General features: G+C 69.9%; 26 protein-coding genes and 1 pseudogene. 9 read left to right on the top strand and 18 right to left on the bottom strand.

Going from position 1 to position 25,519, the window contains the following annotated elements:
* The 6 genes and pseudogenes from AWZ10_RS47690 to AWZ10_RS14340 form a co-directional block, all read right to left on the bottom strand.
* Positions 1 to 279, bottom strand: a pseudogene (locus AWZ10_RS47690) (hypothetical protein); the annotation flags it as partial.
* 334 nt (positions 280 to 613) lie between these two features.
* Positions 614 to 1,555, bottom strand: a complete 942-nt coding sequence (gene rlmB / locus AWZ10_RS14360) for a 23S rRNA (guanosine(2251)-2'-O)-methyltransferase RlmB (RefSeq protein ID WP_046703993.1) — start codon at positions 1,553 to 1,555, stop codon at positions 614 to 616.
* Between the two features lie 122 nt (positions 1,556 to 1,677).
* Positions 1,678 to 3,081, bottom strand: coding sequence for a cysteine--tRNA ligase (gene cysS, locus AWZ10_RS14355; protein ID WP_060891233.1), 1,404 nt, complete (start codon positions 3,079 to 3,081; stop codon positions 1,678 to 1,680).
* Positions 3,082 to 3,330: 249 nt separating this feature from the next.
* Positions 3,331 to 3,870, bottom strand: a complete 540-nt coding sequence (gene ispF, locus AWZ10_RS14350) for a 2-C-methyl-D-erythritol 2,4-cyclodiphosphate synthase (protein ID WP_079076700.1) — start codon at positions 3,868 to 3,870, stop codon at positions 3,331 to 3,333.
* Entirely contained in the window at positions 3,860 to 4,624 is a 765-nt protein-coding gene (ispD, locus tag AWZ10_RS14345; protein WP_037688451.1) for a 2-C-methyl-D-erythritol 4-phosphate cytidylyltransferase, read from the bottom strand. Before ispD ends, ispF begins: the two co-directional genes overlap by 11 nt.
* A 338-nt stretch (positions 4,625 to 4,962) precedes the next feature.
* On the bottom strand, positions 4,963 to 5,445 hold the full coding sequence (locus AWZ10_RS14340; protein ID WP_003953493.1) for a CarD family transcriptional regulator: 483 nt from the start codon (positions 5,443 to 5,445) through the stop codon (positions 4,963 to 4,965).
* Between the two features lie 650 nt (positions 5,446 to 6,095).
* Here AWZ10_RS14340 and AWZ10_RS14335 point away from each other — a divergent pair.
* Positions 6,096 to 6,791 carry a copper chaperone PCu(A)C domain-containing protein gene (locus AWZ10_RS14335; protein WP_060891232.1) on the top strand — a complete coding sequence of 232 codons (696 nt, stop codon included), beginning with the start codon at positions 6,096 to 6,098 and terminating at the stop codon, positions 6,789 to 6,791.
* A gap of 80 nt (positions 6,792 to 6,871) precedes the next feature.
* Here the strand turns inward: AWZ10_RS14335 and phoP are convergent, their stop codons facing one another.
* Positions 6,872 to 7,543 (bottom strand): two-component system response regulator PhoP, encoded by a 672-nt coding sequence (gene phoP, locus AWZ10_RS14330; RefSeq protein ID WP_465250465.1) that lies wholly within the window; start codon positions 7,541 to 7,543, stop codon positions 6,872 to 6,874.
* 5 nt (positions 7,544 to 7,548) lie between these two features.
* A complete protein-coding gene (gene phoR, locus AWZ10_RS14325) occupies positions 7,549 to 8,865 on the bottom strand; it encodes a two-component system sensor histidine kinase PhoR (RefSeq protein ID WP_060891231.1) in 1,317 nt (438 codons plus the stop codon).
* A 265-nt stretch (positions 8,866 to 9,130) separates the two neighbouring features.
* On the opposite strand from phoR, the gene phoU reads away from it, so the two are divergent.
* Both phoU and AWZ10_RS52360 read left to right on the top strand, forming a co-directional pair.
* Complete coding sequence (phoU, locus tag AWZ10_RS14320; RefSeq protein ID WP_037688441.1) at positions 9,131 to 9,820, top strand: phosphate signaling complex protein PhoU; 690 nt, start codon at positions 9,131 to 9,133, stop codon at positions 9,818 to 9,820.
* Between the two features lie 193 nt (positions 9,821 to 10,013).
* Positions 10,014 to 10,175 (top strand): hypothetical protein, encoded by a 162-nt coding sequence (locus tag AWZ10_RS52360; RefSeq protein ID WP_162948232.1) that lies wholly within the window; start codon positions 10,014 to 10,016, stop codon positions 10,173 to 10,175.
* Positions 10,176 to 10,329: 154 nt separating this feature from the next.
* Here the strand turns inward: AWZ10_RS52360 and AWZ10_RS14315 are convergent, their stop codons facing one another.
* Positions 10,330 to 10,821: a hypothetical protein gene (locus AWZ10_RS14315; RefSeq protein WP_060891230.1), complete on the bottom strand. Its 492-nt coding sequence runs from the start codon at positions 10,819 to 10,821 to the stop codon at positions 10,330 to 10,332.
* 158 nt (positions 10,822 to 10,979) lie between these two features.
* On the opposite strand from AWZ10_RS14315, the gene AWZ10_RS14310 reads away from it, so the two are divergent.
* On the top strand, positions 10,980 to 11,228 hold the full coding sequence (locus tag AWZ10_RS14310; RefSeq protein ID WP_046708463.1) for an SCO4226 family nickel-binding protein: 249 nt from the start codon (positions 10,980 to 10,982) through the stop codon (positions 11,226 to 11,228).
* A 406-nt stretch (positions 11,229 to 11,634) separates the two neighbouring features.
* On the opposite strand, the gene AWZ10_RS14305 is transcribed toward AWZ10_RS14310, so the two are convergent.
* The 5 genes from AWZ10_RS14305 to AWZ10_RS14290 all read right to left on the bottom strand — a co-directional run bounded on the left by AWZ10_RS14305 (position 11,635) and on the right by AWZ10_RS14290 (position 15,524).
* Entirely contained in the window at positions 11,635 to 12,087 is a 453-nt protein-coding gene (locus AWZ10_RS14305) for a DUF5707 domain-containing protein (protein WP_060891229.1), read from the bottom strand.
* Between the two features lie 264 nt (positions 12,088 to 12,351).
* Positions 12,352 to 13,203 carry an ABC transporter permease gene (locus tag AWZ10_RS14300; protein ID WP_060891228.1) on the bottom strand — a complete coding sequence of 284 codons (852 nt, stop codon included), beginning with the start codon at positions 13,201 to 13,203 and terminating at the stop codon, positions 12,352 to 12,354.
* Positions 13,200 to 14,171: an ABC transporter ATP-binding protein gene (locus AWZ10_RS14295; protein ID WP_060891227.1), complete on the bottom strand. Its 972-nt coding sequence runs from the start codon at positions 14,169 to 14,171 to the stop codon at positions 13,200 to 13,202. Before AWZ10_RS14295 ends, AWZ10_RS14300 begins: the two co-directional genes overlap by 4 nt.
* Positions 14,172 to 14,626: 455 nt before the next feature.
* A complete protein-coding gene (locus tag AWZ10_RS55730) occupies positions 14,627 to 14,914 on the bottom strand; it encodes a DUF7660 family protein (RefSeq protein ID WP_421673644.1) in 288 nt (95 codons plus the stop codon).
* A 202-nt stretch (positions 14,915 to 15,116) separates the two neighbouring features.
* Positions 15,117 to 15,524, bottom strand: a complete 408-nt coding sequence (locus tag AWZ10_RS14290) for an NUDIX hydrolase (RefSeq protein ID WP_060891226.1) — start codon at positions 15,522 to 15,524, stop codon at positions 15,117 to 15,119.
* Between the two features lie 309 nt (positions 15,525 to 15,833).
* On the opposite strand from AWZ10_RS14290, the gene AWZ10_RS14285 reads away from it, so the two are divergent.
* Positions 15,834 to 16,316: a GNAT family N-acetyltransferase gene (locus AWZ10_RS14285; RefSeq protein WP_060891225.1), complete on the top strand. Its 483-nt coding sequence runs from the start codon at positions 15,834 to 15,836 to the stop codon at positions 16,314 to 16,316.
* A gap of 290 nt (positions 16,317 to 16,606) precedes the next feature.
* Here the strand turns inward: AWZ10_RS14285 and AWZ10_RS14280 are convergent, their stop codons facing one another.
* Positions 16,607 to 17,368, bottom strand: a complete 762-nt coding sequence (locus tag AWZ10_RS14280) for a phosphoglyceromutase (RefSeq protein WP_037688427.1) — start codon at positions 17,366 to 17,368, stop codon at positions 16,607 to 16,609.
* A 208-nt stretch (positions 17,369 to 17,576) separates the two neighbouring features.
* On the opposite strand from AWZ10_RS14280, the gene AWZ10_RS14275 reads away from it, so the two are divergent.
* Positions 17,577 to 18,974 carry an MDR family MFS transporter gene (locus tag AWZ10_RS14275; RefSeq protein WP_079104362.1) on the top strand — a complete coding sequence of 466 codons (1,398 nt, stop codon included), beginning with the start codon at positions 17,577 to 17,579 and terminating at the stop codon, positions 18,972 to 18,974.
* An 82-nt stretch (positions 18,975 to 19,056) separates the two neighbouring features.
* Here the strand turns inward: AWZ10_RS14275 and AWZ10_RS14270 are convergent, their stop codons facing one another.
* A complete protein-coding gene (locus AWZ10_RS14270) occupies positions 19,057 to 19,512 on the bottom strand; it encodes a DUF2000 domain-containing protein (protein WP_046705398.1) in 456 nt (151 codons plus the stop codon).
* Between the two features lie 178 nt (positions 19,513 to 19,690).
* On the opposite strand from AWZ10_RS14270, the gene AWZ10_RS14265 reads away from it, so the two are divergent.
* On the top strand, positions 19,691 to 20,479 hold the full coding sequence (locus AWZ10_RS14265) for a helix-turn-helix transcriptional regulator (protein ID WP_060891224.1): 789 nt from the start codon (positions 19,691 to 19,693) through the stop codon (positions 20,477 to 20,479).
* Here AWZ10_RS14265 and AWZ10_RS14260 read toward each other — a convergent pair.
* Together AWZ10_RS14260 and mshA are read right to left on the bottom strand one after the other, a co-directional pair.
* On the bottom strand, positions 20,427 to 20,939 hold the full coding sequence (locus AWZ10_RS14260) for a type III secretion system chaperone family protein (protein ID WP_046705396.1): 513 nt from the start codon (positions 20,937 to 20,939) through the stop codon (positions 20,427 to 20,429). The genes AWZ10_RS14265 and AWZ10_RS14260 overlap by 53 nt on opposite strands.
* Before the next feature lie 88 nt (positions 20,940 to 21,027).
* Positions 21,028 to 22,368 (bottom strand): D-inositol-3-phosphate glycosyltransferase, encoded by a 1,341-nt coding sequence (gene mshA / locus AWZ10_RS14255; RefSeq protein ID WP_060891223.1) that lies wholly within the window; start codon positions 22,366 to 22,368, stop codon positions 21,028 to 21,030.
* Positions 22,369 to 22,719: 351 nt separating this feature from the next.
* Here mshA and AWZ10_RS14250 point away from each other — a divergent pair, with 351 nt between their 5' ends.
* Positions 22,720 to 23,517: an SAM-dependent methyltransferase gene (locus AWZ10_RS14250; protein WP_078935384.1), complete on the top strand. Its 798-nt coding sequence runs from the start codon at positions 22,720 to 22,722 to the stop codon at positions 23,515 to 23,517.
* A 338-nt stretch (positions 23,518 to 23,855) separates the two neighbouring features.
* Positions 23,856 to 25,001 (top strand): C40 family peptidase, encoded by a 1,146-nt coding sequence (locus tag AWZ10_RS14245; protein ID WP_060891222.1) that lies wholly within the window; start codon positions 23,856 to 23,858, stop codon positions 24,999 to 25,001.
* Positions 25,002 to 25,519: the final 518 nt, after the last annotated feature.

Raw genomic sequence — 25,519 nt, 5'->3', positions numbered from 1 at the left:
GCGCCGACGCCCGGCGGCGGGTGCGCCGGAGCGCCCCGCCGTGCCCACGACAGGGATGCGCGCGGCGTCCTCGCCGGTGTTCAAGTGCCGTGCGATGCGCGGGGACGCCCGCGTGGAGACGCCCAACTGCACGCGGAAGCTCGCGTGGTTGACGATGACCTGCGCCGGATCGCTCGGCACCTTCACCATGCTCAGCGCGGGAGCGTCGTCGAATCCCGAGTCGAATCCCGACGAACGGTCCCCCGTGGGTGTGCGGGGTGTTCTGGTGTCCACACTCATCTAACCGAGTGACGTGTCGTTAGGACACTGCTTTGACCGCCCCGATCTGTCCGGACCCCGTCAAGGTGATCCAGAACATCCCGAACCCCCAGTTGAGGGCCGGTTCACACCCGTCGCGGCAACGGGACCACGTCCCGCGCCGCGCCGCCTCGTACAGCACAACTCCCGCCGTGACACCGGCGTTCGACGACCGGGCCCACCCGGCACCGGAACGCGCACCCGGTAGTCGCGGGACGGCTCCCGCCCGCGACCCCCGCACCGCTCCGCGGGCTTCACGACGCCGCGTCGCCCGCCGGACTCCGGGCTCCGCCCGTCCGTCCGCCGACCACCACGGTCAGGCCCGACGCCGAGCCGCCTCGTACAGCACGACCCCGGCCGCCACGCCCGCGTTCAACGACTCCGCGCCACCCGGCATCGGAATCCGCACCCGGTGGTCGCAGGTCTCGCCGACGAGGCGGGAGAGGCCCTTGCCCTCGCTGCCGACCACGATGACGACCGGGCCGCCGAGGGCCTCCAGGTCGCCGATCTCGGACTCGCCGTCCGCGGCGAGTCCGACCACGACGATGCCGGCCTTCTTGTACGCCTCCAGCGCGCGCGTGAGGTTGGTGCAGCGTGCGACGGGCGTACGGGCGGCCGTGCCGGCGGACGTCTTCCAGGCACCGGCGGTCATGCCGGCCGCGCGCCGCTCGGGTACGACGACGCCGTGGCCGCCGAACGCGGAGACGGACCGGACGACGGCACCGAGGTTGCGCGGGTCGGTCACGCCGTCGAGCGCGACGATCAGCGGGTCCTCGCCTCCGTCGTACGCGGCGTTCATCAGGTCCTCGGGGTGCGCGTACTCGTACGGCGGGACCTGGAGGACGAGCCCCTGGTGGTTGAGCCCGTTGGTCATGCGGTCCAGCTCGGGACGCGGCGCCTCCATGAGGTTGATGCCGCCGCGCTCGGCCGCGAGCTGCAGCGCCTCACGCACCCGCTCGTCGTTGTCGATGAACTGCTGGACGTAGAGCGTCGAGGCGGGCACGCCCTCGCGCAGCGCCTCGACGACGGGGTTGCGTCCGACGACCATCTCGGACGTGCCCTTGCCGCCCCGGCCACGCGGTGCGGGGCGGCGAGCGGCCTGCTTCGCCTTGGCGTTGGCGACGCGGTTCGCCTTGTGCTTCTTGCGCATCTCGGCGGGGGGCGTCGGACCCTTGCCCTCGAGACCCTTGCGCCGCTGGCCGCCACTGCCGACCTGCGCGCCCTTCTTGCCGGACATGCGGCGGTTGTTAGCGGCCATGACCTACCTGTCTGTGTGAAGCGTGCGTGTGTACGTATTCGTATGTGCTCAATGCAGTGTGCCGCCCGGACGGCCGGGCGGCACAATCGATCAAGGTCGATCGATCAGGATGACCGGAGGACTCAGCGTGGGCCGAGCGTCCAGCGCGGACCGTCCGGGCTGTCCTCGATGACCAGACCCGACTGGTTGAGCTGGTCGCGGATGGCGTCCGCGGTGGCCCAGTCCTTGCGGGCGCGGGCGGCCTCGCGCTGCTGGAGGACCAGCCCGACGAGCGTGTCGACGACCCCGTGGAGGTCATCGCCGCGGTCGCCGCCGTCACCGGCCCAGTGTGCGTCCAGCGGGTCGAGGCCGAGCACGCCGAGCATGGCCCGCACCTCGGCGAGCCGCGCCACGGCCTCTTCCTTGTCGTCGGCGGCCAGCGCGCTGTTGCCCTGCCGGACCGTGGTGTGCACGACGGCGAGCGCCTGCGGTACCCCCAGGTCGTCGTCCATCGCCTCGGCGAACGCCGGCGGCACCTCGGCCGCGGGCTCGACGACCCCGCCGGCCTTCTCGACGACCCGCTGGACGAACCCCTCGATACGGGCGAACGCCGACTCGGCCTCGCGCAGGGCGTCCTCGCTGTACTCGATCATCGACCGGTAGTGCGGGGTGCCCAGGTAGTAGCGGAGCACGATGGGGCGCCAGCGCTTGACCATCTCGCTCACGAGCACCGAGTTGCCCAGCGACTTGGACATCTTCTCGCCGCTCATGGTGACCCAGGCGTTGTGCACCCAGTACTTGGCGAAGGCGTCGCCGAAGGCCTTGGCCTGCGCGATCTCGTTCTCGTGGTGCGGGAAGATCAGGTCGAGGCCGCCACCGTGGATGTCGAAGGCGCTGCCCAGGTACTTGTGCGCCATGGCCGAGCACTCCAGGTGCCAGCCCGGCCGCCCGCGTCCCCACGGCGTCTCCCACGTCGGCTCCCCGGGCTTCGCCGACTTCCACATGGCGAAGTCACGGGGGTCGCGCTTACCGGTCTCGCCCTCGCCGGAGGGCTGGAGGAGGTTGTCGAGCGTCTGGTTGGACAGCTGCAGATACTCGGGGAACGACCGCACGTCGAAGTAGACGTTCCCGTCGGCCTCGTAGGCGTGTCCGCGCTCGATCAGCCCGCGCATCATCTCGACCATCTCGGTCACATGCCCCGTGGCACGCGGCTCGTAGGTCGGCGGCAGGCAACCGAGCACGCCGTAACCGTCGTTGAACGCGCGCTCGTTCTCGTACCCGATCGACCACCAGGGGCGGCCCTGGTCGGCCGCCTTCGCGATGATCTTGTCGTCGATGTCCGTGACGTTCCGGACGAACGTCACGTCGTATCCGCGGTACTCGAACCACCGGCGCATGATGTCGAAGTTGAGCCCGGACCGGATGTGCCCGATGTGCGGGGCCGCCTGCACCGTGGCGCCACACAGGTAGATCGAGACACAACCCGGCGTGAGCGGGGCGAAGTCACGAATCTGCCGGGCGCTGGTGTCGTACAGGCGAATAGTCACGCTTCCCAGGGTAGTGGGCCAGCGGCCATGCCCCGAGCCCTTGTCCTCAAGGACAACGGATTCGTGACGTACACCCGCCGAGCCCCGCTCGATGGGCCGCAGGCCCAACAAGGGGCGCGGGGAACTGCGCGAGCAACCACGACACTCCGGCAGCCGTCAACACAGCGGCCCGGGGGTCCGGGGGCGCAGCCCCCAGGGATGGGACGGGCAGGGGCGGCGGGGGCGACAGACCCCCGCCGCCCCTGCCCGTCACCCCACCCGCACGACCAGCGCCGTGGCCACCGCCATCAACCCCTCACCCCGCCCGGGAAACCCGAGCCCGTCGGTCGTGGCACCCGACACCGAGACCGGCGCCCCCACCACCTCCGAGAGCACCTTCTGAGCCTCGTCCCGCCGCTTGCCGATCTTCGGCCGAGCTCCGACCACCTGCACCGCGACATTGCCGATGGTGAACCCGGCAGCCCGCACGATCCGCGCCGCCTCCGCCAGCAGGGTCGCCCCCGAGGCCCCGGACCACTCGGGCCGCCCGGTACCGAAGTGCTGCCCCAGGTCCCCCAGCCCGGCGGCGGAGAACAACGCGTTGCAGGCGGCGTGCGCCACGACGTCCGCGTCGGAGTGCCCGGCCAGCCCCGGCCCCTCCCCCTCCCACTTCAGCCCGGCGCACCACAGCTCCCGTCCCTCCTCGAAGGCGTGGATGTCGGTACCGATCCCGACCTGCGGCAACACCACGGAACCCGGCACAGACCCCACCGGCGCGGGCCCGGCTCCCCCGGAGCTCTCAGAACCCATCGTTCAGCCTCCTGCGCGCCAGAACCGCCTCCGCGAGCACCAGATCCAGCGGCCTCGTCACCTTGAACGCCTCCTCGTGCCCCGGCACGACCACGACCCCGAGCCCGAGCCGCTCCACCATGCTCGCGTCGTCGGTGACCTCCCCGGTGACCGTCTCGTGCGCCCGGACCAGCGTCTCCCGGTCGAACCCCTGCGGCGTCTGCACGCCCCTCAGCCGTGCCCGCTCGGGCGTGGCGACGACCGGCTCCGGCGCACCCGGCTCGTCCGCCGGCTCGACCTCCTTGACCGTGTCCGCGAGCGGCAGCGCGGGCACCACGGCCGGCGCGCCGTCCCGTACGGCCTCGATGACGGCGTCGACCGTGTCGACGGGCACGAGCGGACGGGCCGCGTCGTGGACGAGGACGATGTCGTAGCCGGGCGGGAGCGCGTCGAGGCCGTGCTTCACCGACTCCTGGCGCGTCTCACCTCCGGGGACGACGAGGAAGTCCGTCCGCTCGGGCAGGGCGTGCGCGTCGAGCAGGGTCTTGACCTCGGGGGCGCCGTCGGGCGGGGCCACGACGATCACCAGGGAGACGCCACGGGACGCCGCCATGGCCCGCACCGCGTGGATCAGCATCGGAGTGCCGTTCAGCGTGCGTAGCGCTTTGGGAGCGCCCGGACCGAGGCGTACGCCCCGGCCGGCGGCCGGAATCACGGCCGCCGTACGGGTTGCCGCAGCGGGTCCGGAAGGCGAGGGGCGCGAATCGTCAGACATCGGTTCCTGTCAGGTTTGTGTGCTCGGCCTACGTGGGTATGGCCACAGCGTGCCGCGCGCGACACCTTGACCGGACCCTTCCGTGACATCTGGTCGAGCCAGCTGCCCGGGCCCGGCACGCCACGTACGAATAATCGGCACTGACGAGCACTCAGCGCCGAAGAGCACCGGGGCATGCCAAGTATCGCCGAGTATCGGGGTCCCCATTCAGGCGTTCGGCATCCGGGTACGAACATGCCGCAGCGCCCGGCGACATGAGTACGTCATCGGGCACCGCGGCATTTCGATGTGCTGCGCTGAACGGCTGAGCGGGCTGGCTGCCTGCCTCAGGAGTCAGTTCAGGACGCGAGAACCTCGTCGAGCAGGGCCTCGGCCTTGTCCTCGTTCGTGTTCTCCGCGAGGGCGAGTTCGCTCACCAGGATCTGGCGTGCCTTGGCGAGCATGCGCTTCTCACCGGCGGACAGTCCGCGCTCGCGCTCACGACGCCACAGGTCGCGCACGACTTCTGCGACCTTGATGACATCGCCGGAGGCGAGCTTCTCCAGGTTTGCCTTGTAGCGACGCGACCAGTTCGTGGGCTCCTCGGCATACGGTGCGCGCAGCACCTCGAAGACCCGGTCCAGGCCGTCTTGACCGACCACATCACGTACGCCGACGAACTCCGCATTGTCCGCTGGCACACGCACTGTCAGGTCGCCCTGAGCGACCTTGAGCACCAAGTAGGTCTTGTCCACGCCTTTGATCTGGCGAGTTTCGATGGCCTCAATCAGCGCGGCCCCGTGATGGGGATAGACCACGGTGTCGCCAACCTTGAACGTCATGTGACAGGTACCCCTTCCGTGGCTATCCAGGGTAACACGGAAACTGCGTGTTCTGAATGGCGTTTTCGCAGGTCAGGGCGCATCTCGGGGCTTGACAACTGCAACAGGAACGTGCTGCGAGGGCCGAACGGAAGGGGGTATCCGCAGGTCGGAGCGGCTCTCCGGGCGGAGTGAAACGCGTACGGTACACGCATCCGAAGGACTCCACGAGCGACCGAACGTCCCGCTTTGTCCTCAACCAAGTGTGCGACTTACGCTACTCCGTTCGATGAGCGGAGTCGGGTACGAGACGAATCCGGAATTGATCAAGGAGTTCGATCTACGGGCACTGTTCCGCCGTTACCAGTTCGTGTTCTGACGCTGTTCCGGCGGGTGTTCCGGGGTGCGTTGCGTTCCCGCGAGTGTTCCGGCGGCTGATCGATTTCCCGTGCCGGCCCACATTCCTTGGCGGAAATCCAGGGCACGGCGGTGACGAGTTCGACGGAGGTTATGTGAATGCCGGACAGACGTGTGTGTGACGCGTCCGCCAATTGCCTCCGGCGACTTGTCGGGGACTTGGGGAGGGTCGGGTGCGGCGGCGACGGGACGGCTCGGTAACCTAAGGCCGCTACCGACCACGTACCGCCCACGTTCTAGGAGTTGCCGCCGCCGTGAGCAGCAGCCTTCGACGCGGCGGCCTCGCCGCCGCCGCCATCGCGTTCTCGATCGCCTCACTCGCCGCGTGCGCCGCCGGCAACAACGCCCAGACGCTGGAAGTCAAGCCGGACAACGCGGCCACCAGCGTCGGCGACATCAAGATCCAGAATGCGATCGTGGTCACCCAGCCCAGTACCGAGACCGAGGGTCCCGCCGTGGTCTCCGCGACGGTGTTCAACGGCGCCACGACCGACCAGACCCTGGATTCCATCACCGTGGACGGCGCCGGCACCGCCGAGCTCACCCCGGCCAAGGGCGAGGGCAAGGGCGGCAAGGTCGTCATCCCCGCCGGCGGCTACGTGGTCCTGGGCGGCGAGAACAACGCCTCCGCGGTCCTGACGGACGTCACCGACGCCGTCAAGGACGGCAACGCCCAGCGGGTCACCTTCAACTTCAGCGAGACCGGCGAGGTCGGCCTGCGCGCCTTCGTGGTCCCCGCCGAGCACTACTTCGAGAAGTGGGGCCCGAGCGACATCCCCGAGGCCCCCGCCGCCAGCGCCTCCCCGTCCGAGTCGGCCTCCGGATCCCCGTCCGCGTCCACCTCGGGCACCCCGGCGACCGGCGAGGGCACCACCGAGGAGGAGGGCACCGCCGCCGGCTCGACGGCCTCCCCGTCCACCTCGGTCTCCGAGGAGACCGCCGGCCACTGAGGCCCGTACGCCTACGCCGAAGGGCGGCGCCCCTGGAGGGGTGCCGCCCTTCGGCGTACGGCGATGGTGCGACCGCCGGTCTACGGCTCGAACTTGTAGCCGAGCCCCCGCACCGTCACCAGGTACCGCGGCGCACCCGGGTCCGGTTCGATCTTGGCGCGGAGGCGCTTGACGTGGACGTCGAGGGTCTTGGTGTCGCCGACGTAGTCGGCGCCCCAGACTCGGTCGATGAGCTGCATGCGGGTCAGGACGCGGCCCGCGTTGCGCAGCAGCATTTCGAGCAGGTCGAACTCCTTGAGAGGGAGGTCGACCTTGGAGCCCGAGACAGTGACCACGTGACGGTCGACGTCCATACGGACGGGGCCTGCCTCCAGCGCGGCCGGGCTGACCTCCTCGGGCTCGCCGCGGCGGCGCAGTACGGCCCGGATACGGGCGACGAGTTCGCGGGAGGAGAAGGGCTTGGTGACATAGTCATCGGCTCCTATTTCCAGGCCCACGACCTTGTCGATCTCGCTGTCCTTGGCGGTCACCATGATCACCGGGACGTTGGAACGGCCGCGCAGCTGACGGCAGACCTCGGTGCCCGGCAGGCCGGGCAGCATCAGGTCGAGGAGGACGAGGTCGGCTCCGTTGCGCTCGAACTCGTCGAGACCGTCGGGCCCGGTGGTCGCGATGGCGACCTCGAAGCCCTCTTTGCGGAGCATGTAGGACAGGGCGTCGGAGAAGGACTCCTCGTCCTCGACGACGAGCACTCGGGTCACGGAAGGACCTCCGGGGCGGGAAGCGGTTCGTACGGTCCGTACGGGGATGGGTCGGGGTGAGGCTGTCCGTCCTCGTCGTCGAGGTCCGGGTGCTGGGCGGCGCGGTCGCGGGCCGCGCCCGCCTCCGGCAGCCTGAGGGTGAAGGTGGAGCCCTGTCCCTCAGAGCTCCACACCGTGACCTCCCCGCCGTGCGAGGCGGCCACGTGCTTGACGATCGCGAGACCGAGACCCGTACCGCCGGTCTGGCGGGATCGGGCCGGGTCCACGCGGTAGAAGCGCTCGAAGACGCGCTCCTTGTCCTTCTCCGAGATGCCGATGCCCTGGTCGGTCACGGCGATCTCGATATGGTCCCCGCCGGGGGCGGTCACCCGGCGCGCGGCTATGCCGACGCGGGTGCGGGCCGGGGAGTAGTTGACGGCGTTCTCGACGAGGTTGCCGAGGGCGGCGGCGAGCTGCCCGCGGTTGCCCCAGACACGCAGCTCGGCGGTGCCGCCCGCCGCCCGCGCGCCACCACCCTGTTCGAACCCCTCGGGCGTTCCCGTGTTCGAAGCCATGGTGATCTGCTTGGTGCCGGCCTGGTGGCGGCAGCGGTCGACGGCCTCGGCGACCAGTTCGTCCACCCGGACGGGCTCGGCGTCCTCCAGCGGGTCGTCGTTCTGCACCCGGGAGAGGTCGATGAGCTCCTGCACGAGGTTGGTGAGCCGGGTGGCCTCTATCTGCATGCGCCCGGCGAACCGTTCCACCGCCTCGGGGTCCTCCGACGCCCCCATGACGGCCTCCGAGAGCAGCGACAGGGCGCCGACCGGCGTCTTCAGCTCATGGCTGACGTTGGCGACGAAGTCACGTCGTACGGCCTCGATCCGGCGGGCCTCGGTGAGGTCCTCAACGAGGAGCAGCACGAGCCGGGAGCCCAGGGGAGCGACGCGCGCGGAGACGGCGAGCGCCTCCCCGCGTCCCGTGCCGCGCCGGGGCAGGTCCAGCTCGACCTGTCGTATCTCGCCGTCCCGCCGGGTGTCGCGGGCCATCTTGAGCATCGGTTCGACCGCGAGCTTCCCGCCGCGCACCAGCCCGAGGGCATACGCGGCGGAGCTGGCCTTGACGACGCCGTCGGCCTCGTCAAGCACGACGGCGGAGGAGCGCAGCACGGACAGCACGGTGTCGACGCCGGGCGGCAGTACCGGGTCCGTGTGCAGGGAGGTCCTGGTCGGACGCTTCTGCTCGCGCTCGCTGACGCGGAACGCCAGCATGGCGATGACACCGGTGAGCACTCCGGCGATCGCTGCCGCTGCGGCGACAGCCGCGTTCACGTCCATGCGTCCAGGTTAGGCATGAGGTCGGACTTCCCCACAGCGATCGGAGGGCGACCTCGAACACTCGTCGCCCAGAGTTCACCTTGGAGCCAGTATTGGTTCATTTGGGATGGCTGAAACGGACGCGTACGGGTCGGAACGTGGGAGCGTGGGGTTCGTCCGGGCCGCCGGTCGCCGTTCATTCGGTCGTCCTGGCCTGGCGGAACGGCTTTCGGCAGGGCTTTTCTGGTTACCCACGAGCAGACGTACGTAAGAAAGGGACACCCTGATGCGGGACGCGTACCACGAGGAACTTGACTCGATCGGTGAGGGCCTGGTCGAGATGGCCCGACTGGTGGGGTCGGCCATCGGTCGTGCCACGACGGCGATGCTCGACGCCGACCTGAAGCTGGCCGAGAGCGTGATCGAGGCCGACCAGAAGGTCGATGACCTGCAGCACGACCTGGAGGCACGCGCGATAGCCCTGCTGGCCAGGCAGCAGCCGGTGGCGACGGATCTCCGGATCGTCGTGACGTCGCTGCGCATGTCGGCCGACCTGGAGCGCTCCGGCGACCTCGCCCAGCACGTGGCCAAGCTGACCCGGCTCCGCTTCCCCGAGCACACGGTCCCGCGTGACCTGCACGCCACGATCCTGGAGATGGGCCAGCTCGCGCAGCGCCTGATGGCGAAGGCCGCCGAGGTCATCATCACCAAGGACGTCGACCTCGCCCTCCAGCTGGAGAGCGACGACGACGCGATGGACCTCCTCCACCGCACCCTCTTCCAGCACCTCATGGACGACCGCTGGAAGCACGGCATCGAGACCGCCGTCGACGTCACCCTCCTCGGCCGCTACTACGAGCGTTTCGCGGACCACGCGGTGTCCGTCGCCAAGCGCGTGGTGTACCTGGTGACGGGTGAGCACGCGGACGAGCTGCAGGCGGACATCCAGCCGGTCACGGGGGTGGAGGGGGCGTAGGGCTCTCTGGCTGGCGCGGGGAGGGCGGGGCTCCGGTTGCGGGGCTCCGGCGCCTGATGGTCCGGCGGGGCGTGTGGACGCCTCCGTGCGCCGTTGATGCGCCCGGCTGAACGGGCCTGCAACGGGGCAACCAATGGGCACAGGCACGAGCCTTCGCTGCCTCAGCAACCTTCGCTGCCTTCGAGGAGGGACCATGACCGAATCCCCCGCCAGCCCCAGCACTCCGGACCCGACACAGGTCCGGGACAGCCATCAGCCCGCCGACGTCAAAACCCTGCCCCTCTTCGGCGCCTGCGGCTGCGGCTCCGGATGTGCGTGCGGGTGCCAGTCCGGCAACCCGTGCCAGTGCGGCTGACCGGCTGACCGGCACGCGGTCGCCGTTCGTACGCGTTCGTACACGTTCGTACGCGTTCGTACGCGGGAGAAGGGGGTCCGTCGCTCGTGACGGGCCCCCTTCGCTCTGTCCGGGGCGGGAGAGCGTTCGGTGAGCGTTCAGGTTCGGTGAGCGTTCAGCAGTAGGGCTCGGAGGGCTCGCGGGTGGCGATGATCTCGACGTCGAGGACCCCGTCCGCGGGCCCGTCGATGGTCAGGTACGCGGTGGTCCCGTCGATGCTCTTGCTGAAGCAGCCGCTCGACCGGTACCGCCAGCCGTGCACCTGCGCGGCATCCCGGTAGTGCGCGAGGACGCTCTCGTGGACCACGACGTCGCTCTCCCGGCCTCGGCCCTGCCCCTCGTCGTACGTGTACGACTTCCCCGCGACCACGAACAGATCGTCGTCGTCGCACCCGTCGTACGCCTCCCCCGCCCCGGCCCCGTCCGGCTCGTCGTCCAGCACCGTGTCCCCGGCCAGCGCCTCCCCGAGCCGGTCCTCCTCGTCTCCGCACCCGTACTCCATGAGGAACGCCACCTCGGGAATCGCCACGACCGCGCCCTTCACGGCCGCGATCCCCAGGAGGGCCGTGATCCCGACGGCCGGCAGCCACACCTTCAACACGCGCATGACGGGACGTTAGCGCACGTCCGTTCGACCCCCGGGGCACTTGCAACGGGTCGCCCGCGCGGCCGTACGGGAGCAGCATGAAGGAAGAGGGCAGGAAGGGAGAGGACAGGAAGAAGGAGAAGGCACGAGAGAAGCGGAACAGAAGGAGGTAGGAGGCCATGACCAAGTTCATGGACGTGCACCACGGGATGAAGGGCATCACCGCGGACCAGCTGCTGGCCGCACACAAGGCCGACCTCGACATAGAGAAGGACGAGAACGTCCACTTCGAACGCGCCTGGGCCGACCCCCAGTCCGGCACCGTCTACTGCCTCTCCGAGGCTCCCTCCGCCGACGCCGTCCAGCGCATCCACGAACGCGCCGGCCACAAGGCGGACGAGATCCATCCGGTACCCCTGACGATCTGAGCGTGCGCGGGCCTCCGGCAGGCGCCGGTACGCCTCCGCACGCGCTGTCCGGCGAAGCTCGTGGGATGAAACCATTCCCATGCCGAACGCCTCGCCCCCGCGATCCAGAAAGCCGCCCTCACGGGCACCCCCGAAACCACCATCAGCCCACTGCACCGCCGCTTCATCGCCCCCGACATCACCGGCGCCGCGACCTGGACACCCCCACACCCCACACGACGCGCCCCACACAACGAGCCCCTCACCCGCGGCTGAACTGGCGGGTGAGGGGCTCTTGTTCAGCTCTGGTTGAGGGGGTGCCTTGCCCCGGAGAGGGGTCGGCTGCCACATGGCGGCCCTCGCCATCGCAGCCCGGCGCTGCCGGTATCGTCGCCCGCACTCGATCTCGATCACGTGCGCGTCCGGGTCACCGGACGGTGAAGTCGGCCGCCTCGGTGTCCAGGGTGGTGGTGCCGTCCTGCGCGGTGGCCAGGACAGCGACGTGCCAGACACCGCGCGGGGACGACGCGGCATCCGCACTGCTGACCCCGACGGTGTAGGTACAGCGCACGGTGTCCTCACCGGAGGGCTTGCACACGGCGGACTCCACCGCAGCCATGTCCTTGGCGGTCAGCCCCTTCTTCGCGAAGGAGGAGCTCGTCGGCCATGCCAGCACCTTCACGCTCTTCACACCCGACGACGCCGTGACATCGGAGACGAAGGTCAACGAACCGTTCCGGTCGCCTTCGGGAGCGGTGTAACGGGCGGCACTGTCCGCCAGCGCCGGAGGCTGCTCCCCGGCATGGGCGAGAGCGAAGGAACCAACGCCACCAAGGACGACGACACCGGCGGCCACGGACAGGGCAATACGTCGGGACATGGGCTTCTCCGCAACAGTCTGAGGTGGATCGGGTCCGGCGCCCATCGACTGCGCCGCTGCGTTTGATACTCGCTTTGCGAGGGCCTGCCGGACATGAGCGCACCTACTCAACTCAGCCTGAGTAGACCCACCGGATCCCCCGGGCTCCCCAAAGCCCTGGGTAGGCGCGGATGTCACCCGGCCCGACACGTGACGCCGCTGGGGCGGACGCCCTCTGCCCCACGCGGTCTGCCCAGGAACAGGGCCGATGTCTCCGGCACATCACTAACCGACCCGCTGCATCGCCTTCCGGTGCCGTTCCGCCATCGCGGCCCCGGACTCGCGGCGGGCCATCCTGCGCAGGACGGACGGTGCGAGGAGCAGCCCGGCGACTGCCCAGGCACCCAGCACGCCCGCTGTCTCCAGGTGTCGCCAGGATTCGTCGATCTCGGCGGCGACCGCTTGGGCCGGCAGCAGCGCGGCCCGGAGGCCGAGGCCGATCCAGTACACGGGGAAGATCTGCCCGACGGCCTGCAGCCACTCGGGCAGCTTCGACAGGGGGAAGTAGATTCCGGAGATCACGATGAGTCCCATCACCGGAAACATCAGCAAAGCGATGGCGCGCGGACTGTTCACGAGTGAGCCGATGACGGCGCCCATCGGCAGTGTTGCCAGGAGCCCCAGCGGCACCACCCACACCAGCGTCAGCAACGCTCCGCCGCCCTGCCGGGCGACGCCGTCCACCAGAAACATGCCAACGGCAAAGGGGAGTGCCATGGAGACGAGGGCAGTCCCCGAGACCATGATGATCTTGCCGATCAGGTGGCCGACCATGCCGTGAGGCACGGCCTTGGCTCGCAGCAGTGTGCCGTCCTCGCGCTCGGTCGCGAGGAGCTGCGCCGTGGTCATCATCCCGGTGAACGCGAGGGTCATCCCCAGCATGCTCGGCAGCATGAACGCGCCGGCCGAGATGCCGGCGCCCTTCAGCGGATCGTCCCTGACAAGGAACAGCGGAACGATGAGTATGACCGTCCAGAGCACGTACCCGAATACGTCCTGGCCGGTGGTGAAGGTCTGCCGGAGTTCCGTCCAGCCGCGCCGCACCCCTATCCCCGCCGCGTACCACACCGGACTCATCGCGATCCCTCCCCGAAAGCGTGGGCCGCCCGCTCATCGGGAACGCTCCCCGCCTCAAGCTCCCGCACCATCGTCAGGTAGGTGTCCTCCAGGTTCGCCCGGCGCACCTCCAGCCCGCCGATCGCCTCGCCGTGCTCCTCGAACAGCCGACGGACGAACCGGGTCGGCTCGGCCGTCGCCTCCTCGAAGGGCCGCCCGTCCCGCGTCCAACGCACGGTGGCCTCGGCCGTTGCCTGCCGGGGCAACTCCTCGGCCGAACCATCGGCCACGATCCGGCCACCGGCCAGAATGAGGATCCGGTCGGCGAGCCTTTCCGCCTCGGCAAGGTCGTGCGTGGTCAGCAGAACAGTGGTGTTCTCGTCCGCCAGCCCGCGTACCAGGCCGTGGAACTCGTTCCTCGCCTCCGGGTCCAGACCTGCCGTCGGCTCGTCCAGGAACAGCAGCTCGGGTCTGCCCACGATGCCGACGGCCACGTCGAAGCGCCTGCGCTGCCCGCCCGACAGGGTTCCGACGCGCTTGTCCGCCTTCTCGGTCAGTCCCACAGCGGCGATGAGCTCATCGACGTCCCACGGCCGCCGCACGAGGGCGGTGGAGTACGGCGCGTAGTACGAACCAAGATGGGCCAGCAGTTCCCGTACCCGCCACTTGCCGTGGTCGCGCCAGGACTGCAGCACGATGCCCAGGCTTGCGCGCCAGCGCTCATCCCCGCGTGCCGGGTCGGTGCCGAGGACGGTCACGTCACCGGCAGAGCGCATCCGGAAGCCTTCCAAGACCTCGATCGTGGTCGTCTTGCCCGCGCCGTTCGGGCCGAGCAGTACGACGACTTCGCCTCGCCGGGCCGTGAAGCCGACCCCCTTCAGCACGTCCTGGCTGCGGTAGCGCATCCGCAGATCCCGTACGTCGATGACCGAGTCGCTCTCCGGCGGTGGGCTGCCCCCAACCCCGGATAAGGCGTGAGTGGTTGCCATCGGTGTCCCCCGTCCGTCTCGTGGTCTGTCCTCTGGGATCAGGGACCGGAGGCTGTGCCGACGTCCGTGGTCATGGGACGTGTCTACGGCTTGTGGCTGCCGTCGCCGCCTGGCAGCAGCTGTTCGGGCCCTTCCCGGACGAACACATTACCGAACGGTTCAGGTACCACACGCTGTTCCATCGCCCCGGCGAACGTTCCCGGTCAGAGCCCTGGAGAGTTGAGGAAAGACAGCGTCCGCAGCGCCCATCGGGCCTCCCCGTCAGCGAGTACCCGGGGCACTCCGACCCGGGACTAAAGCGAACTGGGCTCTTGCTGGTGAGGGGCAGTGGTGCCGTGCCCCTGGCGGTTGTTGTCGGTCGTCCTTGGTGGCTGATGAGCGGCGCCGGACGGCCCCGGGACGGCCCGGCCATGTGCCCGCTGCCGGGCACTCGCACCACCTCGAAGATGCGGCGGTCACGCGTAGAGCGTGGCGGCCATAAGTGCCTGAGCGAAGCACGTCCAGTTGCCACCCGGCGGCGAGGTCCAGCCCTGGTATCGCTCGTACCAGGACGGCCCAGCGTCGGCCACCCACGCAGCCAGCGCTTCGAGAAACTGCTCCGAGTGAGGGTCTCCCGCTCCTTCCCGCGTTGACGGTAGTCCTCCGTGAGCATCGTCAGGAAGGCAACGAAAGCTTCCTGGCCGGCGATTGACTCGTCTGCTCTCAGCCGCGATGACATGCGGCTCACCATGCGAGTCGACCATCCGCAGACCTGGGGAAACGGCAGGTACCCGCGTGGCACAGCTCTGGAGCGACCGCTTCGTCCCGAACTCTCGGCAGGGAGGCCCTTGAGGTCTGGTGGCCATTGAGGTCTGGTCGGCTGGTCAGTCGGCCATCGAGGGGTGCGGGCGGTCAGCTGCCGTCGCGCTAGTTGCTGTACTTCGCTGCTGTACAGCGGTCACGGGATCAGGAAAGCCGCCCGGCCTCGTGAAGCGCGTCGAAAGCCATCTCGTCGACGGCCGAGACTCGGTCCCGATCGGCGTAGCGGAACCACGCCTTCTCGGCGATCTCCCTCGACGGGGTCAGCTCACCCCGGTGATCGGCGCTGTAACAGATCATCCGGAAGGGGCCGTGATCCGGATGGCCCTCGCCGATCTCGAAAGTGCCGAAGTGCACCATGGAACCGGGGTCGATCGCCGCCCGCAGTTCCTCGTCGATCTCCCGCACCAGGGTCTCGCCGTCGGACTCGCCCGGCTCACGATGACCACCCGGGAAGTAGAAGCGATCTCTGCCGTGACTACGCGTCACCAACACCCGGTCGTCCCGAACCAGGATCCACGCCACCTTCTCCGGCACACCGTTGCCATTCGTCATGGCTCGCGACCGTATCGGAGGGCATCGTCTGCGTCAGCACCGTCCGCACGCTGAGCTTGGGAAGCTGCGATCATTTTGAGGCGAGTTCGGGCGCTGACCTGGGCGAAAGCCTGCGCCGAGCAGGGCGAACCCGGCCTCGCAGGCGACAAGGCCTAAACTCGGCGGCGCGGCCACCGCTACCACATCAGTCTTCACACACCGATGATCAGCGGTGGCCGTTTCGTCTCTTCAGCTACCTCAGTCACACACGTCACGATGAAGGGGGACGGGGTAACCGGGTCGGGAACGACACCGCGCCTCTGACTGTCGATGCCAGAGCTTCAGTTGATCCGTCTCGACCACGCGCCGGCCCTGCTTGAATTCGAGCGGCAGAACCGCGCCTACTTCGCGGCGTCAGTGCCGGACCGGGGCGAGGAGTTCTTCGCCGAGTTCGACGCACGGTTCGCGCAGCTGCTTGCGTGGCAGGCCGCCGGGACGGATTACCTCCATGTGCTGGTAACCGAGGGTGGCGAGGTAGTGGGTCGGGTGAACCTGATCGAAGCGTCGGACGGATGGGCGGAGCTCGGGTACCGGATCGCGCAGAAGGCCGCCGGGCAGGGATTGGCCACCGCAGCGGTGGGTGAGGTGCGCGAACTCGCGGCCGCACAGTACGGACTCACCAGGCTGCACGCCAAGGCCACGATGGACAATCCAGCCTCGCACAAGGTCCTTGAACGCAATGGGTTCGTCGCCGTCAGCGAACTTACGCTCAACGACAAGCCGGCCATGTCCTACATCTGCGAGCTCTGCTGACGCGACGCACTCATCGCATGACACCCTGCAGATCACGATCCACGACTGGAGCAAGAGTGCCGCTGCAGGCAATGTCCGCCCGAGCGGTTGGCCATTCCTGGCCGTGCCCAGGGGAGCTGCACGGTGCTCTGTCTCGACGGCCGACCCGCGCAGATCGGCTACTGGGAAGTGACCGCCGACCAGTAGCACTCCGTTAGGGCTGTCTCGCGGTGTGTTCGGGGGCGCCCAGCCTCACCAAAAAGCCCCCTACCAGCGGACAACCCGCAGGTAGGGGGCTTGTTCGGCTCGGCTTACTTCTTCTTGCCCTGGTTTTTGACCGCCTCGATCGCCGCCGCGGCCGCGTCCGGGTCGAGGTATGTGCCGCCCGGGTTCAGCGGCTTGAAGTCGGCGTCCAGTTCGTACGACAGGGGGATGCCCGTCGGGATGTTGAGGCCCGCGATGTCGGCGTCCGAGACGTCGTCGAGGTGCTTGACGAGGGCGCGGAGGGAGTTGCCGTGGGCGGCTACGAGGACCGTGCGGCCTGCGAGGAGGTCCGGGACGATGCCGTCGTACCAGTAGGGGAGCATGCGGGTGACGACGTCCTTGAGGCACTCCGTGCGGGGGCGGAGCTCCGGGGGGATGGTCGCGTAGCGCGCGTCGCCGGCCTGGGAGAACTCGGAGTCGTCCGCGAGCGGGGGCGGCGGGGTGTCGTACGAGCGGCGCCACAGCATGAACTGCTCCTCGCCGAACTCGGCGAGGGTCTGGGCCTTGTCCTTGCCCTGGAGGGCGCCGTAGTGGCGCTCGTTCAGGCGCCAGCTGCGGTGGACCGGGATCCAGTGGCGGTCGGCGGATTCGAGGGCCAGCTGCGCGGTGCGAATGGCGCGCCTCTGGAGGGAGGTGTGGAGCACGTCCGGGAGCAGGCCGGCGTCCTTGAGCAGCTCGCCGCCGCGCGTCGCCTCCTTCTCGCCCTTCGGAGTGAGGTTGACGTCCACCCAGCCGGTGAACAGGTTCTTCTCGTTCCACTCGCTCTCGCCGTGGCGGAGGAGGATCAGCTTGTACGGTGCGTCGGCCATGGCTCCGAGCGTAATCGACGGCCGGGAATCGTCACCCGCCCGGCCGACAGGCGGACAACCGGCGGGCTGTCGGCGAACGGCCCGCGGACGTCCCCTCACCGTTCCCCGCTGACAGTTGACCGGGGTTGCTAATTGGGTGGCCCGATTCCCCAGCACGTTCGTAAGTTGTCTTCGCCGCCTTAGCCACTTACGTCCGTGGGGGATCTCCATGCCACTCGTCGCTGCCAGACGTGCCGTCCGGGAGTCCGTCTCCGGGCTGCCGCGGGAGTTCTGGTGGCTGTGGACCAGCACGCTGGTCAACCGGCTGGGTGCGTTCGTCGCCACCTTCATGGCGCTGTATCTGACGCTGGACCGCGGGTACTCCGCCTCGTACGCCGGGCTCGTCGCCTCGCTGCACGGCCTCGGCGGGGTCGTCTCCTCGCTCGGTGGCGGAGTCATGGCCGACCGGCTCGGGCGGCGGCCCACGCTGCTCATCGCGCAGGCGTCGACGGCCGTGTCGGTCGCGCTCCTCGGCTTCGTACAGCATCCCGTCGCGATCGCCGCCGTGGCCTTCCTCGTCGGCGCGACCAGCAACGCGTCCCGCCCAGCCGTGCAGGCGATGATGGCGGACATCGTCCGGCCGGAGGACCGCGTCCGCGCCTTCTCCCTCAACTACTGGGCCATCAATCTGGGTTTCGCCATCTCCTCCATGGGCGCCGGGTTCATCGCCGAGGTCAGCTATCGCGCCGGGTTCCTGGCCGAGGCGGGGATGACGCTGGTCTGCGCGGTCGTCGTCTTCCTGAAGCTGCCGGAGTCGCAGCCGGAACGTACGGCGGTGGAGAGGGCCGGGGTGGAGGCGGTCGGGCTGGGGACCGTGGTCCGGGACGGGCGGTTCATGGGCGTCGTGGGGCTCTCCTTCCTCGTGGCGCTGATCTTCCAGCAGGGGTCGGTGGGACTGCCGGTCGCGATGGGGGAGGCCGGTTTCACGCCCGCCGACTACGGCCTCGCCATCGCCGTCAACGGGGTGCTGATCGTGGCCCTGCAGATCCCGGTCACCCGTTTCATCGAGCACCGGGACCCCGGACGGCTCCTCGTCATCTCGTCCGTGCTCGCCGGGTACGGCTTCGGCCTCACCGCCTTCGCCGGGTCGATCGGGGTGTTCGCCCTCACCGTCTGCGTCTGGACCCTCGCCGAGATCGTCAACGCGCCCACCCAGACCGGCGTCGTCGTCCGTCTCTCGCCCGCGCAGGGGCGTGGCCGCTACCAGGGCATGTACACGATGTCGTGGTCCGTCGCCGCGCTCGTCGCGCCACTGATGTCCGGCGTCGTCATCGACCGCTGGGGCGCCGAGTGGCTGTGGGGGCTGTGCGCGGTGATCGGGACCGTGGCGGGGGCGGGGTACTGGGCCTTGATGCGCCGGATGCCGGCACCGGAGGAGGAGGAGAAGGACGGCGAGAGGGCCGTCGCCAGAGACGCCGCCGAGAAGGTCGTCGCCGGGGATGCCGTCGCCGGGGATGCCGTCGTGGGGGATGCCGTCGTGGGTCCGGCCGCGGAGGCAGAAGCTTGTCCGGCCGCGGAGGCAGAAGTCTGTGCTGCCCCGGAGGCCAAGGCCGGCACCAGCTCGTGACACCCGGTGGCGGACGGCCGCCCATGCCCGTCCCCGCCGTCGCCCCCGCCGTCGCCCCCGCCCCCGCCCCCTCTGAGCAGCCTCACGGATGCATTCGCGCCCCCTTCACCACCTTGTCCACCCCGTTGCGCGGCCCGTACACCGCCAACCCCACCAGGTCCAGCTCCCCAGCCCCCACGGCTCGTACGGCCGCGCGGTTGTCGCGGTCGTTGCCCGTGGCGAAGAGGTCGGACGTGAAGACGGCGCGGGGAAGAGCCCGGGCCAGCGCTCGCGCATGGGCCGCCTTCAGCACCTCCTTCGTGCCCTCGAAGACGAGGACCGGCTGGCGGAACATCGGCAGGTAGGCCGTGCCGTCAGCGTCCTCGTACGGGTCGCCGACCACCTCCGGAATCATTGGGCCGATGCCGCTGACCAGGAAGGACGTGACGTTCAGGCGTTGCCAGGTCTCCAGGTCGTCGCGGAGGAGGACGGCGATCTTGGTCTCGAAGCGGACAGGAGCCTGGTCGGAGACGGGTTGGCCGGGGATCTCGTTGCTCATGGGACGAGACTGCCGACCGGCGTACACCCCCGTCTTGTACGTTCTTTGCATGTGCCCCCAGCGGCAGCGGCCTCCCCAGGGGCAGCGATCTCCCGAGCGACAGCGGCCTTCCGAGCGACAGCGGTCTTCCGAGCGGCAGCCGTCCCCTCAGCGCGAGGTCTCCGCCTGGCGGCCGCGTGTGCCAGGCATCGTCGAGGTGTTCCACGCGCACTACACGGAGTACGCGTACCCGATGCACGTGCACGACGTCTGGACGTTGCTGATCGTCGACGACGGGGCCGTGCGGTACGAGTTGGACCGGCACGAGCACGGGACGCCGAACGACACGGTCTCGTTGCTGCCGCCGTATGTGCCGCACGACGGGGCGCCGGTCACGGACGAGGGCTTCCGCAAGCGGGTGCTGTACCTGGACCTGGATTCGAGCACGCTGGACGAGAGTCTCATCGGGGCGGCGGTGGACGAGCCCGACCTGCGGGATCCGCTCCTGCGGCAGCGGGTGGGGCAGTTGCACGCGGCGCTCGCCCGGCCGGGGGACGAACTGGAGGCGGAGAGCCGGCTGGCGCTCGTCGGGGAGCGGCTGCGGGGGCATCTGCGCAGGCCGTCGGCACATTCGCCCGCGCAGGCACCCGCCGGCCGCACGGTCGCCCATCGGCTGCGTGAACTCCTCGACGAGCGGGTCGCGGACGGGGTGACGCTGAAGGAGGCCGCGGGGACGGTGCACGCCCACCCCACACATCTCGTACGGGCGTTCGGGGCGGCCTTCGGGATCGCGCCGCACCAGTATCTGATGTCCCGGCGGGTGGAGCGGGCGAGACGGCTGCTGCTGGACGGGATGCGGCCGGGCGAGGCCGCGGCGGTGGCCGGGTTCTACGACCAGGCGCATCTGACGCGGCACTTCAGGCGGTGGGTGGGTGTCACCCCTGGCCGCTATCGGAGCGGTCGGCCACCTCGCGGGTCAGGTGACTGAACGCGTCCAGATTGCGGGTCGATTCCCCGCGGGACACACGCCACGCGTACTCCTTGCGGATCGCGGAGGCGAAGCCAAGTTGGAGGAGGGTGTTGAAGGCGCCGTCGGCCGCTTCCAGGACCTGGCCGAGGAGGCCGTCGATCCCGTCCGGGGTGACGGCGGAGAGCGGCAGCCGGGCCGTGACGTAGACGTCGCCGAGCGGGTCGACGGCGTAACTCACGCCGTACAGCTTGAGGTTGCGCTCCAGGAGCCAGCGGTGGACGCCTGCCTCGTTCTCGTCGGGGTGGCGGATCACGAAGGCGTTGAGGGAGAGGGAGTGCCGGCCGACGATCAGGGAGACGGTCGTCGAGAGCTTGCGGGTGCCGGGGAGTTTCACGACGTACGTGCCGGGTGCCGGGCTCTCCCACTCCAGCTCGGCCTCGTTGAGGACCTGCTCGATGATCGACGCTTCGTCAGCCATGGGGCGAGCGTACCCGCCGGTACGAGCGGGTCGACGGCTCACCCGTGAGGGGTGCCCGACGGCTCACCCGTGAGGGGTGTCCGACGGCTCACCCGTAGAGGCCCCGCACCCGGTGGCGGCGGTGATCCTGCATGGCGGCCGTGTACACGTCCGCGGTGACGGCGGCCGACGTGTCCCAGCCGAAGGACTCGGCGTGGCGAGCCGCGGCCGCGCCCATGCGGGCGGGCAGCTCGGGGGTGTCGGCGAAGTCGCGGAGCACGCGCGCGTAGGCGACGGGATCGTGGCCCTGGACCAGGACACCGGTCTGCCCGTCGCGCACGGCGACCGGGAGGCCGCCGACCGACGCCGCCAGCACCGGCGTACCGGCCGCCTGCGCCTCGATGGCGACGAGCCCGAAGGACTCGCTGTACGACGGCATGACCAGCACGGACGCCGCCCGGAACCAGTCCGCGAGCTGCTCCTGATCGACGGGCGGCCGAAACCGTACGACATCGGCGACCCCGAGCCGCGCGGCCAGCTTCTGCAGGCCTTCCGGCTTGGCGAGGCCGCTGCCGCTCGGCCCGCCGACCACCGGCACGACGATCCTCGACCGCAGCTCGGGACGCTCGTCGAGGAGGACGGCGATCGCGCGGAGCAGGACGTCCGGGGCCTTGAGCGGCTGGATGCGGCCGGCGAAGAGGGGGATCAGGGCGTCCTGGGGCAGGCCGAGACGGGCCCTCGCAGCGGCGCGGCCGTCGGCGGGACGGAAGCGGTCGAGGTTGACGCCCGGGTGGACGACGGCGACCTTCGCCGGGTCGGCCTCGTAGTGGCGTACGAGTTCGTCGGCCTCCTCGGCCGTGTTGGCGATGAGGCGGTCGGCGGCGCGGACTATCTGGGTCTCGCCGATGACGCGGGCGGCGGGCTCGGGGGTGTCGTCGTGGGCGAGCGCGGCATTCTTGACCTTGGCCATCGTGTGCATGGCGTGCACCAGGGGGACGCCCCAGCGTTCGGCGGCGAGCCAGCCGACGTGGCCGGAGAGCCAGTAGTGCGAGTGGACCAGGTCGTAGTGGCCGGGGCGGTGACCCGCCCATGCCTGCATCACACCGTGCGTGAAGGCGCACAGCTGGGCCGGGAGTTCCTCCTTCGCCAGCCCCTCGTACGGGCCCGCGTCGACGTGCCGGACCAGAACACCCGGGGCCAGCTCGACCTTCGGGGGCAGGGCGCCGGTCGTGGCCCGGGTGAAGATCTCCACCTCGATGTTCTGCGCGACCAGCCGCTGCGCCAGCTCCACGATGTAGACGTTCATCCCGCCCGCGTCACCCGTGCCGGGCTGGTGCAGCGGCGATGTGTGCACCGAGAGCATCGCGACCCGGCGCGGCTTCCGGTGCAGCCGAAGCCGCGCCGCGCCGGCCGGGGAGCGTCGCCCGAGCCTGCTGACGTAGTGGCTCACGTGGCGGTCCTCCTCGCTCCGGGCATGCCGTTCGGAGGGCGTGGGGTCCCTCTGGACAGCAGGAACGCCGGATGAGGCAGATCCATTTCCTCTTTGCAGAATTATTACCGAATCTCGCTCAACCGTTCGATCACTTGGGGAGTGGGGGCATGCCTCGTACGTGAAGGGCAGGGGAATCGCTCGTATGTGAGGGGCGGGCGGAATCTCGCTCGCAGGTGAGGCGCCGGGGAATCGCTCGCTCGTGACGGGCAGAGGAATCGCTCGCTCGTGACGGGCGAGGGAATCGGTTGCCCGTGAGGGGCCGGGGGACTGCGCGATGACCGCGCACGGCTGCGGGAATACGCTCACTCCATGGCAAGACCAGTCGGCACCGTGACGCGCGGCACCACCAACCCCAACCGCCTGCGCCGCATGGACCGCTGGATCGCGGCCGCACACGGCGCCGAACTCCGCCGCGCCACCACCCCCCTCGCCGTCGACCTCGGCTACGGCGCCGCCCCCTGGACGGCCGTCGAACTCCTGAGACGCCTCCGCGCGACAGCGCCCCGCACCCGGGTGGTCGGCATCGAGATCGACCCGGCCCGGGTCGCGGCGGCGCAACCGTACGAGTGCGAGGGCCTGACCTTCCGGCACGGCGGCTTCGAGGTGCCGGTACCCGGCCACCCGACCCTCATCCGGGCGGCGAACGTCCTGCGCCAGTACGACGAGGAGGAGGTCACTGCCGTCTGGGAGCGCCTGTGTGCCCGCCTCGAACCGGCCACTCCCTCGTCCTCCGGAGGCCTGCTCGTCGAGGGCACCTGCGACGAGATCGGCCGTCGGCACGTCTGGGTGGCTCTCGGCCCGGAGGGCCCTCGCACGGTCACCTTCGCCACCCGGCTCGGCTCCCTGGACCGCCCCTCCGACCTCGCCGAGCGCCTCCCCAAAGCACTCATCCACCGCAACGTCCCCGGCGAACCCGTGCACGCCTTCCTCCGCGACTTCGACCGCGCCTGGGCCGCCGCGGCCCCGTACGCCTCGTACGGCGCCCGTCAGCGCTGGATCCGCGCGGTCCATGCCCTGAGCGTGGACTGGCCGGTACGGGACGGGGCTTCGCGGTGGCGGCAGGGCGAAGTCACGGTGGCGTGGGAGGCGTTGGCGCCAAGGGGGTGAGCATCCGACCCACCCCGCACCAACCCCACCTTGGTAACACAGAGCAACATTTTGGTGACGCAGGGGAACGATCTCCTCGCGCCGTTCGTCGGACGGACGGGAGCACACGGGAGCACACGGGAGCACACACGAGGGCACACACAGAGGGGCACAGGCGGGGGCACGCACATGAGCGATGGCACGCAGGTGGGAGCGGGCGGGAAACAAGGGGGAGCCAGCGGAAGGGAGTTCTTGCCCACCTCTGTCGTATTGCGCGACGCCGTGACACGATCACCGGGCACCGGCAAGTTACTGACGGTTAACCCGTTCTGTTTCTATTGGGGTTGGGGGCAAGGGGTATGGGAGCCGGCAAGCGGCGCCTGACCATGGCGGCCGTGGCCGCGGTCTGCGCGATGACCGTGCTGGGCGCACCGGTCGACGCGTACGCGAGCCAGAGAAAGCCGACCGAGCCGACCCCGAGCCCGACAACTTCCCCCTCGCACAATGCGGGCAGTTCAGGTGCGTCAGGCGGTTCCAGCACTCCGGACACGGACCCGACCCCCGTGACGAACGAGGAGTTGGAGGCCGTACGCGAAAAGCTGGAGGGCCTCTACCACAGCGCGGCGGTGGCCACGGACGCGTACAACGCGGCCGAGGAGAAGGCCGACAGGCAGTCCGAGGAGATCGTCGATCTGGCCCACGAGGTCGTCCAGGGCCACGCGAAGCTGGACAAGTTGCAGGATCTCATCGGCGCCGCGGCCCGCGCCCAGTACCGCGGCGGCGGCCTCCCGCCCGAGGTGCAGCTGTGGCTGAGCGAGAACCCCCAGGACTTCCTGGAAGGGGCGGACCGCCTGCGGCAGGGCCAGCTCGCGACCAAGGGCCTGCTCGCCGAAATGACCCGGACCCAGGAGGACTTGGAGCAGTACTCCAAGGACGCCTCCGCGCGCTGGGAAAAGCTGGAGGCCAACCGCAAGGCCAAGGAAAAGGCCAAGAAGAAGATCAAGAAGCAGATCGCCGCCGCCCAGGAGCTGGAGGGGCAGCTGGAGGACGACGAGCGGGAGCGGCTGGCGCAGCTGGAGGAGGACGCCGCGCAGCAGTCACAGGCCACGTGGCTGGGCTCCGGCATCCTCGACGAGATCAACGGCAAGGCGTCCCCGCAGGGCAGGACGGCCGTGATGTTCGCGACGGACCAAATAGGCAAGTGGTACGAATGGGGCGCCGAGGGCCCCGACACCTACGACTGCTCCGGCCTCACCAGCCAGGCCTGGGCCGCCGCCGGCCTGACCATCCCCCGCACCTCGCAGGAGCAGTGGCGACAGCTCAAGCACATCGACATCCAGGACATGCGCCCCGGGGACCTCATCATCTACAACTCCGACGCCAGCCACGTCGCGATGTACCTGGGCAACGGCTCCATCGTCCACGCCCCCCGACCGAACCGTAAGGTGTCGATCGCGGGCGCGGGGACGATGCAGATCCTTGGGGTCGTACGACCGGACGCGTGAGCCGGTCGCGCGTGGCGATCGTGTGAGCCGGACGCGCGTGGCGGACGCGTCGGCCGGTCGCGCGTGGCGGACGCGTCGGCCGGTCGCGCGTGGCGGGGGCGCGAGCGGGGATGGGGTCGCAGCAGGGGTTCGGCATCCTTCCAATTGCGGGGGCGACGAGCTACGGGACTCACCCACCGCAGGGGCACCCGAGCTACGCAACTCACCGCAGGGGCTCGTCAAACGGGGGCTCCCCAAGGCTGTGGGGCCCGCCCACCGCAGGCTCGCCAATGCCGCGGGGGTCCAGGGGTCGCAGCGCCCCTGGCGGGGTCCGGGGCGGAGCCCCGTGAGGGCGGCGGGGCGGACACGGGCACGCGGGCGGGGACGAAGGGGCGCAGCCCCTGGGGATGGGACGGGTAGGGGCGGCGGGGGCGAAATCCCCTGTGCCAGCCGGACAACGACCGCAACCCACCCCGACCCCCACCCCGACTCCGACCTCAGCCGCACCCCAACCCCAGCCCCACCTCACCCCCGCCCAT

It is taken from the genome of Streptomyces europaeiscabiei, assembly GCF_001550375.1.
Taxonomy (GTDB): Bacteria; Actinomycetota; Actinomycetes; order Streptomycetales; family Streptomycetaceae; genus Streptomyces; species Streptomyces europaeiscabiei.
Note: the sequence above shows the minus strand (reverse complement) of the source record. Positions and strands in the feature narration are given on the sequence as shown.

Coding starts and splice junctions, on each gene's coding strand:
- rlmB (WP_046703993.1), bottom strand. CDS start 1,555: ATGGCCGCTAACAACCGCCGCATGTCCGGCAAGAAGGGCGCGCAGGTC.
- ispF (WP_079076700.1), bottom strand. CDS start 3,870: ATGGGTTCTGAGAGCTCCGGGGGAGCCGGGCCCGCGCCGGTGGGGTCT.
- ispD (WP_037688451.1), bottom strand. CDS start 4,624: ATGTCTGACGATTCGCGCCCCTCGCCTTCCGGACCCGCTGCGGCAACC.
- AWZ10_RS14340 (WP_003953493.1), bottom strand. CDS start 5,445: ATGACGTTCAAGGTTGGCGACACCGTGGTCTATCCCCATCACGGGGCC.
- phoR (WP_060891231.1), bottom strand. CDS start 8,865: ATGGACGTGAACGCGGCTGTCGCCGCAGCGGCAGCGATCGCCGGAGTG.
- phoU (WP_037688441.1), top strand. CDS start 9,131: ATGCGGGACGCGTACCACGAGGAACTTGACTCGATCGGTGAGGGCCTG.
- AWZ10_RS52360 (WP_162948232.1), top strand. CDS start 10,014: ATGACCGAATCCCCCGCCAGCCCCAGCACTCCGGACCCGACACAGGTC.
- AWZ10_RS14315 (WP_060891230.1), bottom strand. CDS start 10,821: ATGCGCGTGTTGAAGGTGTGGCTGCCGGCCGTCGGGATCACGGCCCTC.
- AWZ10_RS14310 (WP_046708463.1), top strand. CDS start 10,980: ATGACCAAGTTCATGGACGTGCACCACGGGATGAAGGGCATCACCGCG.
- AWZ10_RS14305 (WP_060891229.1), bottom strand. CDS start 12,087: ATGTCCCGACGTATTGCCCTGTCCGTGGCCGCCGGTGTCGTCGTCCTT.
- AWZ10_RS14300 (WP_060891228.1), bottom strand. CDS start 13,203: ATGAGTCCGGTGTGGTACGCGGCGGGGATAGGGGTGCGGCGCGGCTGG.
- AWZ10_RS14295 (WP_060891227.1), bottom strand. CDS start 14,171: ATGGCAACCACTCACGCCTTATCCGGGGTTGGGGGCAGCCCACCGCCG.
- AWZ10_RS55730 (WP_421673644.1), bottom strand. CDS start 14,914: ATGGTCGACTCGCATGGTGAGCCGCATGTCATCGCGGCTGAGAGCAGA.
- AWZ10_RS14290 (WP_060891226.1), bottom strand. CDS start 15,524: ATGACGAATGGCAACGGTGTGCCGGAGAAGGTGGCGTGGATCCTGGTT.
- AWZ10_RS14285 (WP_060891225.1), top strand. CDS start 15,834: ATGCCAGAGCTTCAGTTGATCCGTCTCGACCACGCGCCGGCCCTGCTT.
- AWZ10_RS14280 (WP_037688427.1), bottom strand. CDS start 17,368: ATGGCCGACGCACCGTACAAGCTGATCCTCCTCCGCCACGGCGAGAGC.
- AWZ10_RS14275 (WP_079104362.1), top strand. CDS start 17,577: ATGCCACTCGTCGCTGCCAGACGTGCCGTCCGGGAGTCCGTCTCCGGG.
- AWZ10_RS14270 (WP_046705398.1), bottom strand. CDS start 19,512: ATGAGCAACGAGATCCCCGGCCAACCCGTCTCCGACCAGGCTCCTGTC.
- AWZ10_RS14260 (WP_046705396.1), bottom strand. CDS start 20,939: ATGGCTGACGAAGCGTCGATCATCGAGCAGGTCCTCAACGAGGCCGAG.
- AWZ10_RS14250 (WP_078935384.1), top strand. CDS start 22,720: ATGGCAAGACCAGTCGGCACCGTGACGCGCGGCACCACCAACCCCAAC.
- AWZ10_RS14245 (WP_060891222.1), top strand. CDS start 23,856: ATGGGAGCCGGCAAGCGGCGCCTGACCATGGCGGCCGTGGCCGCGGTC.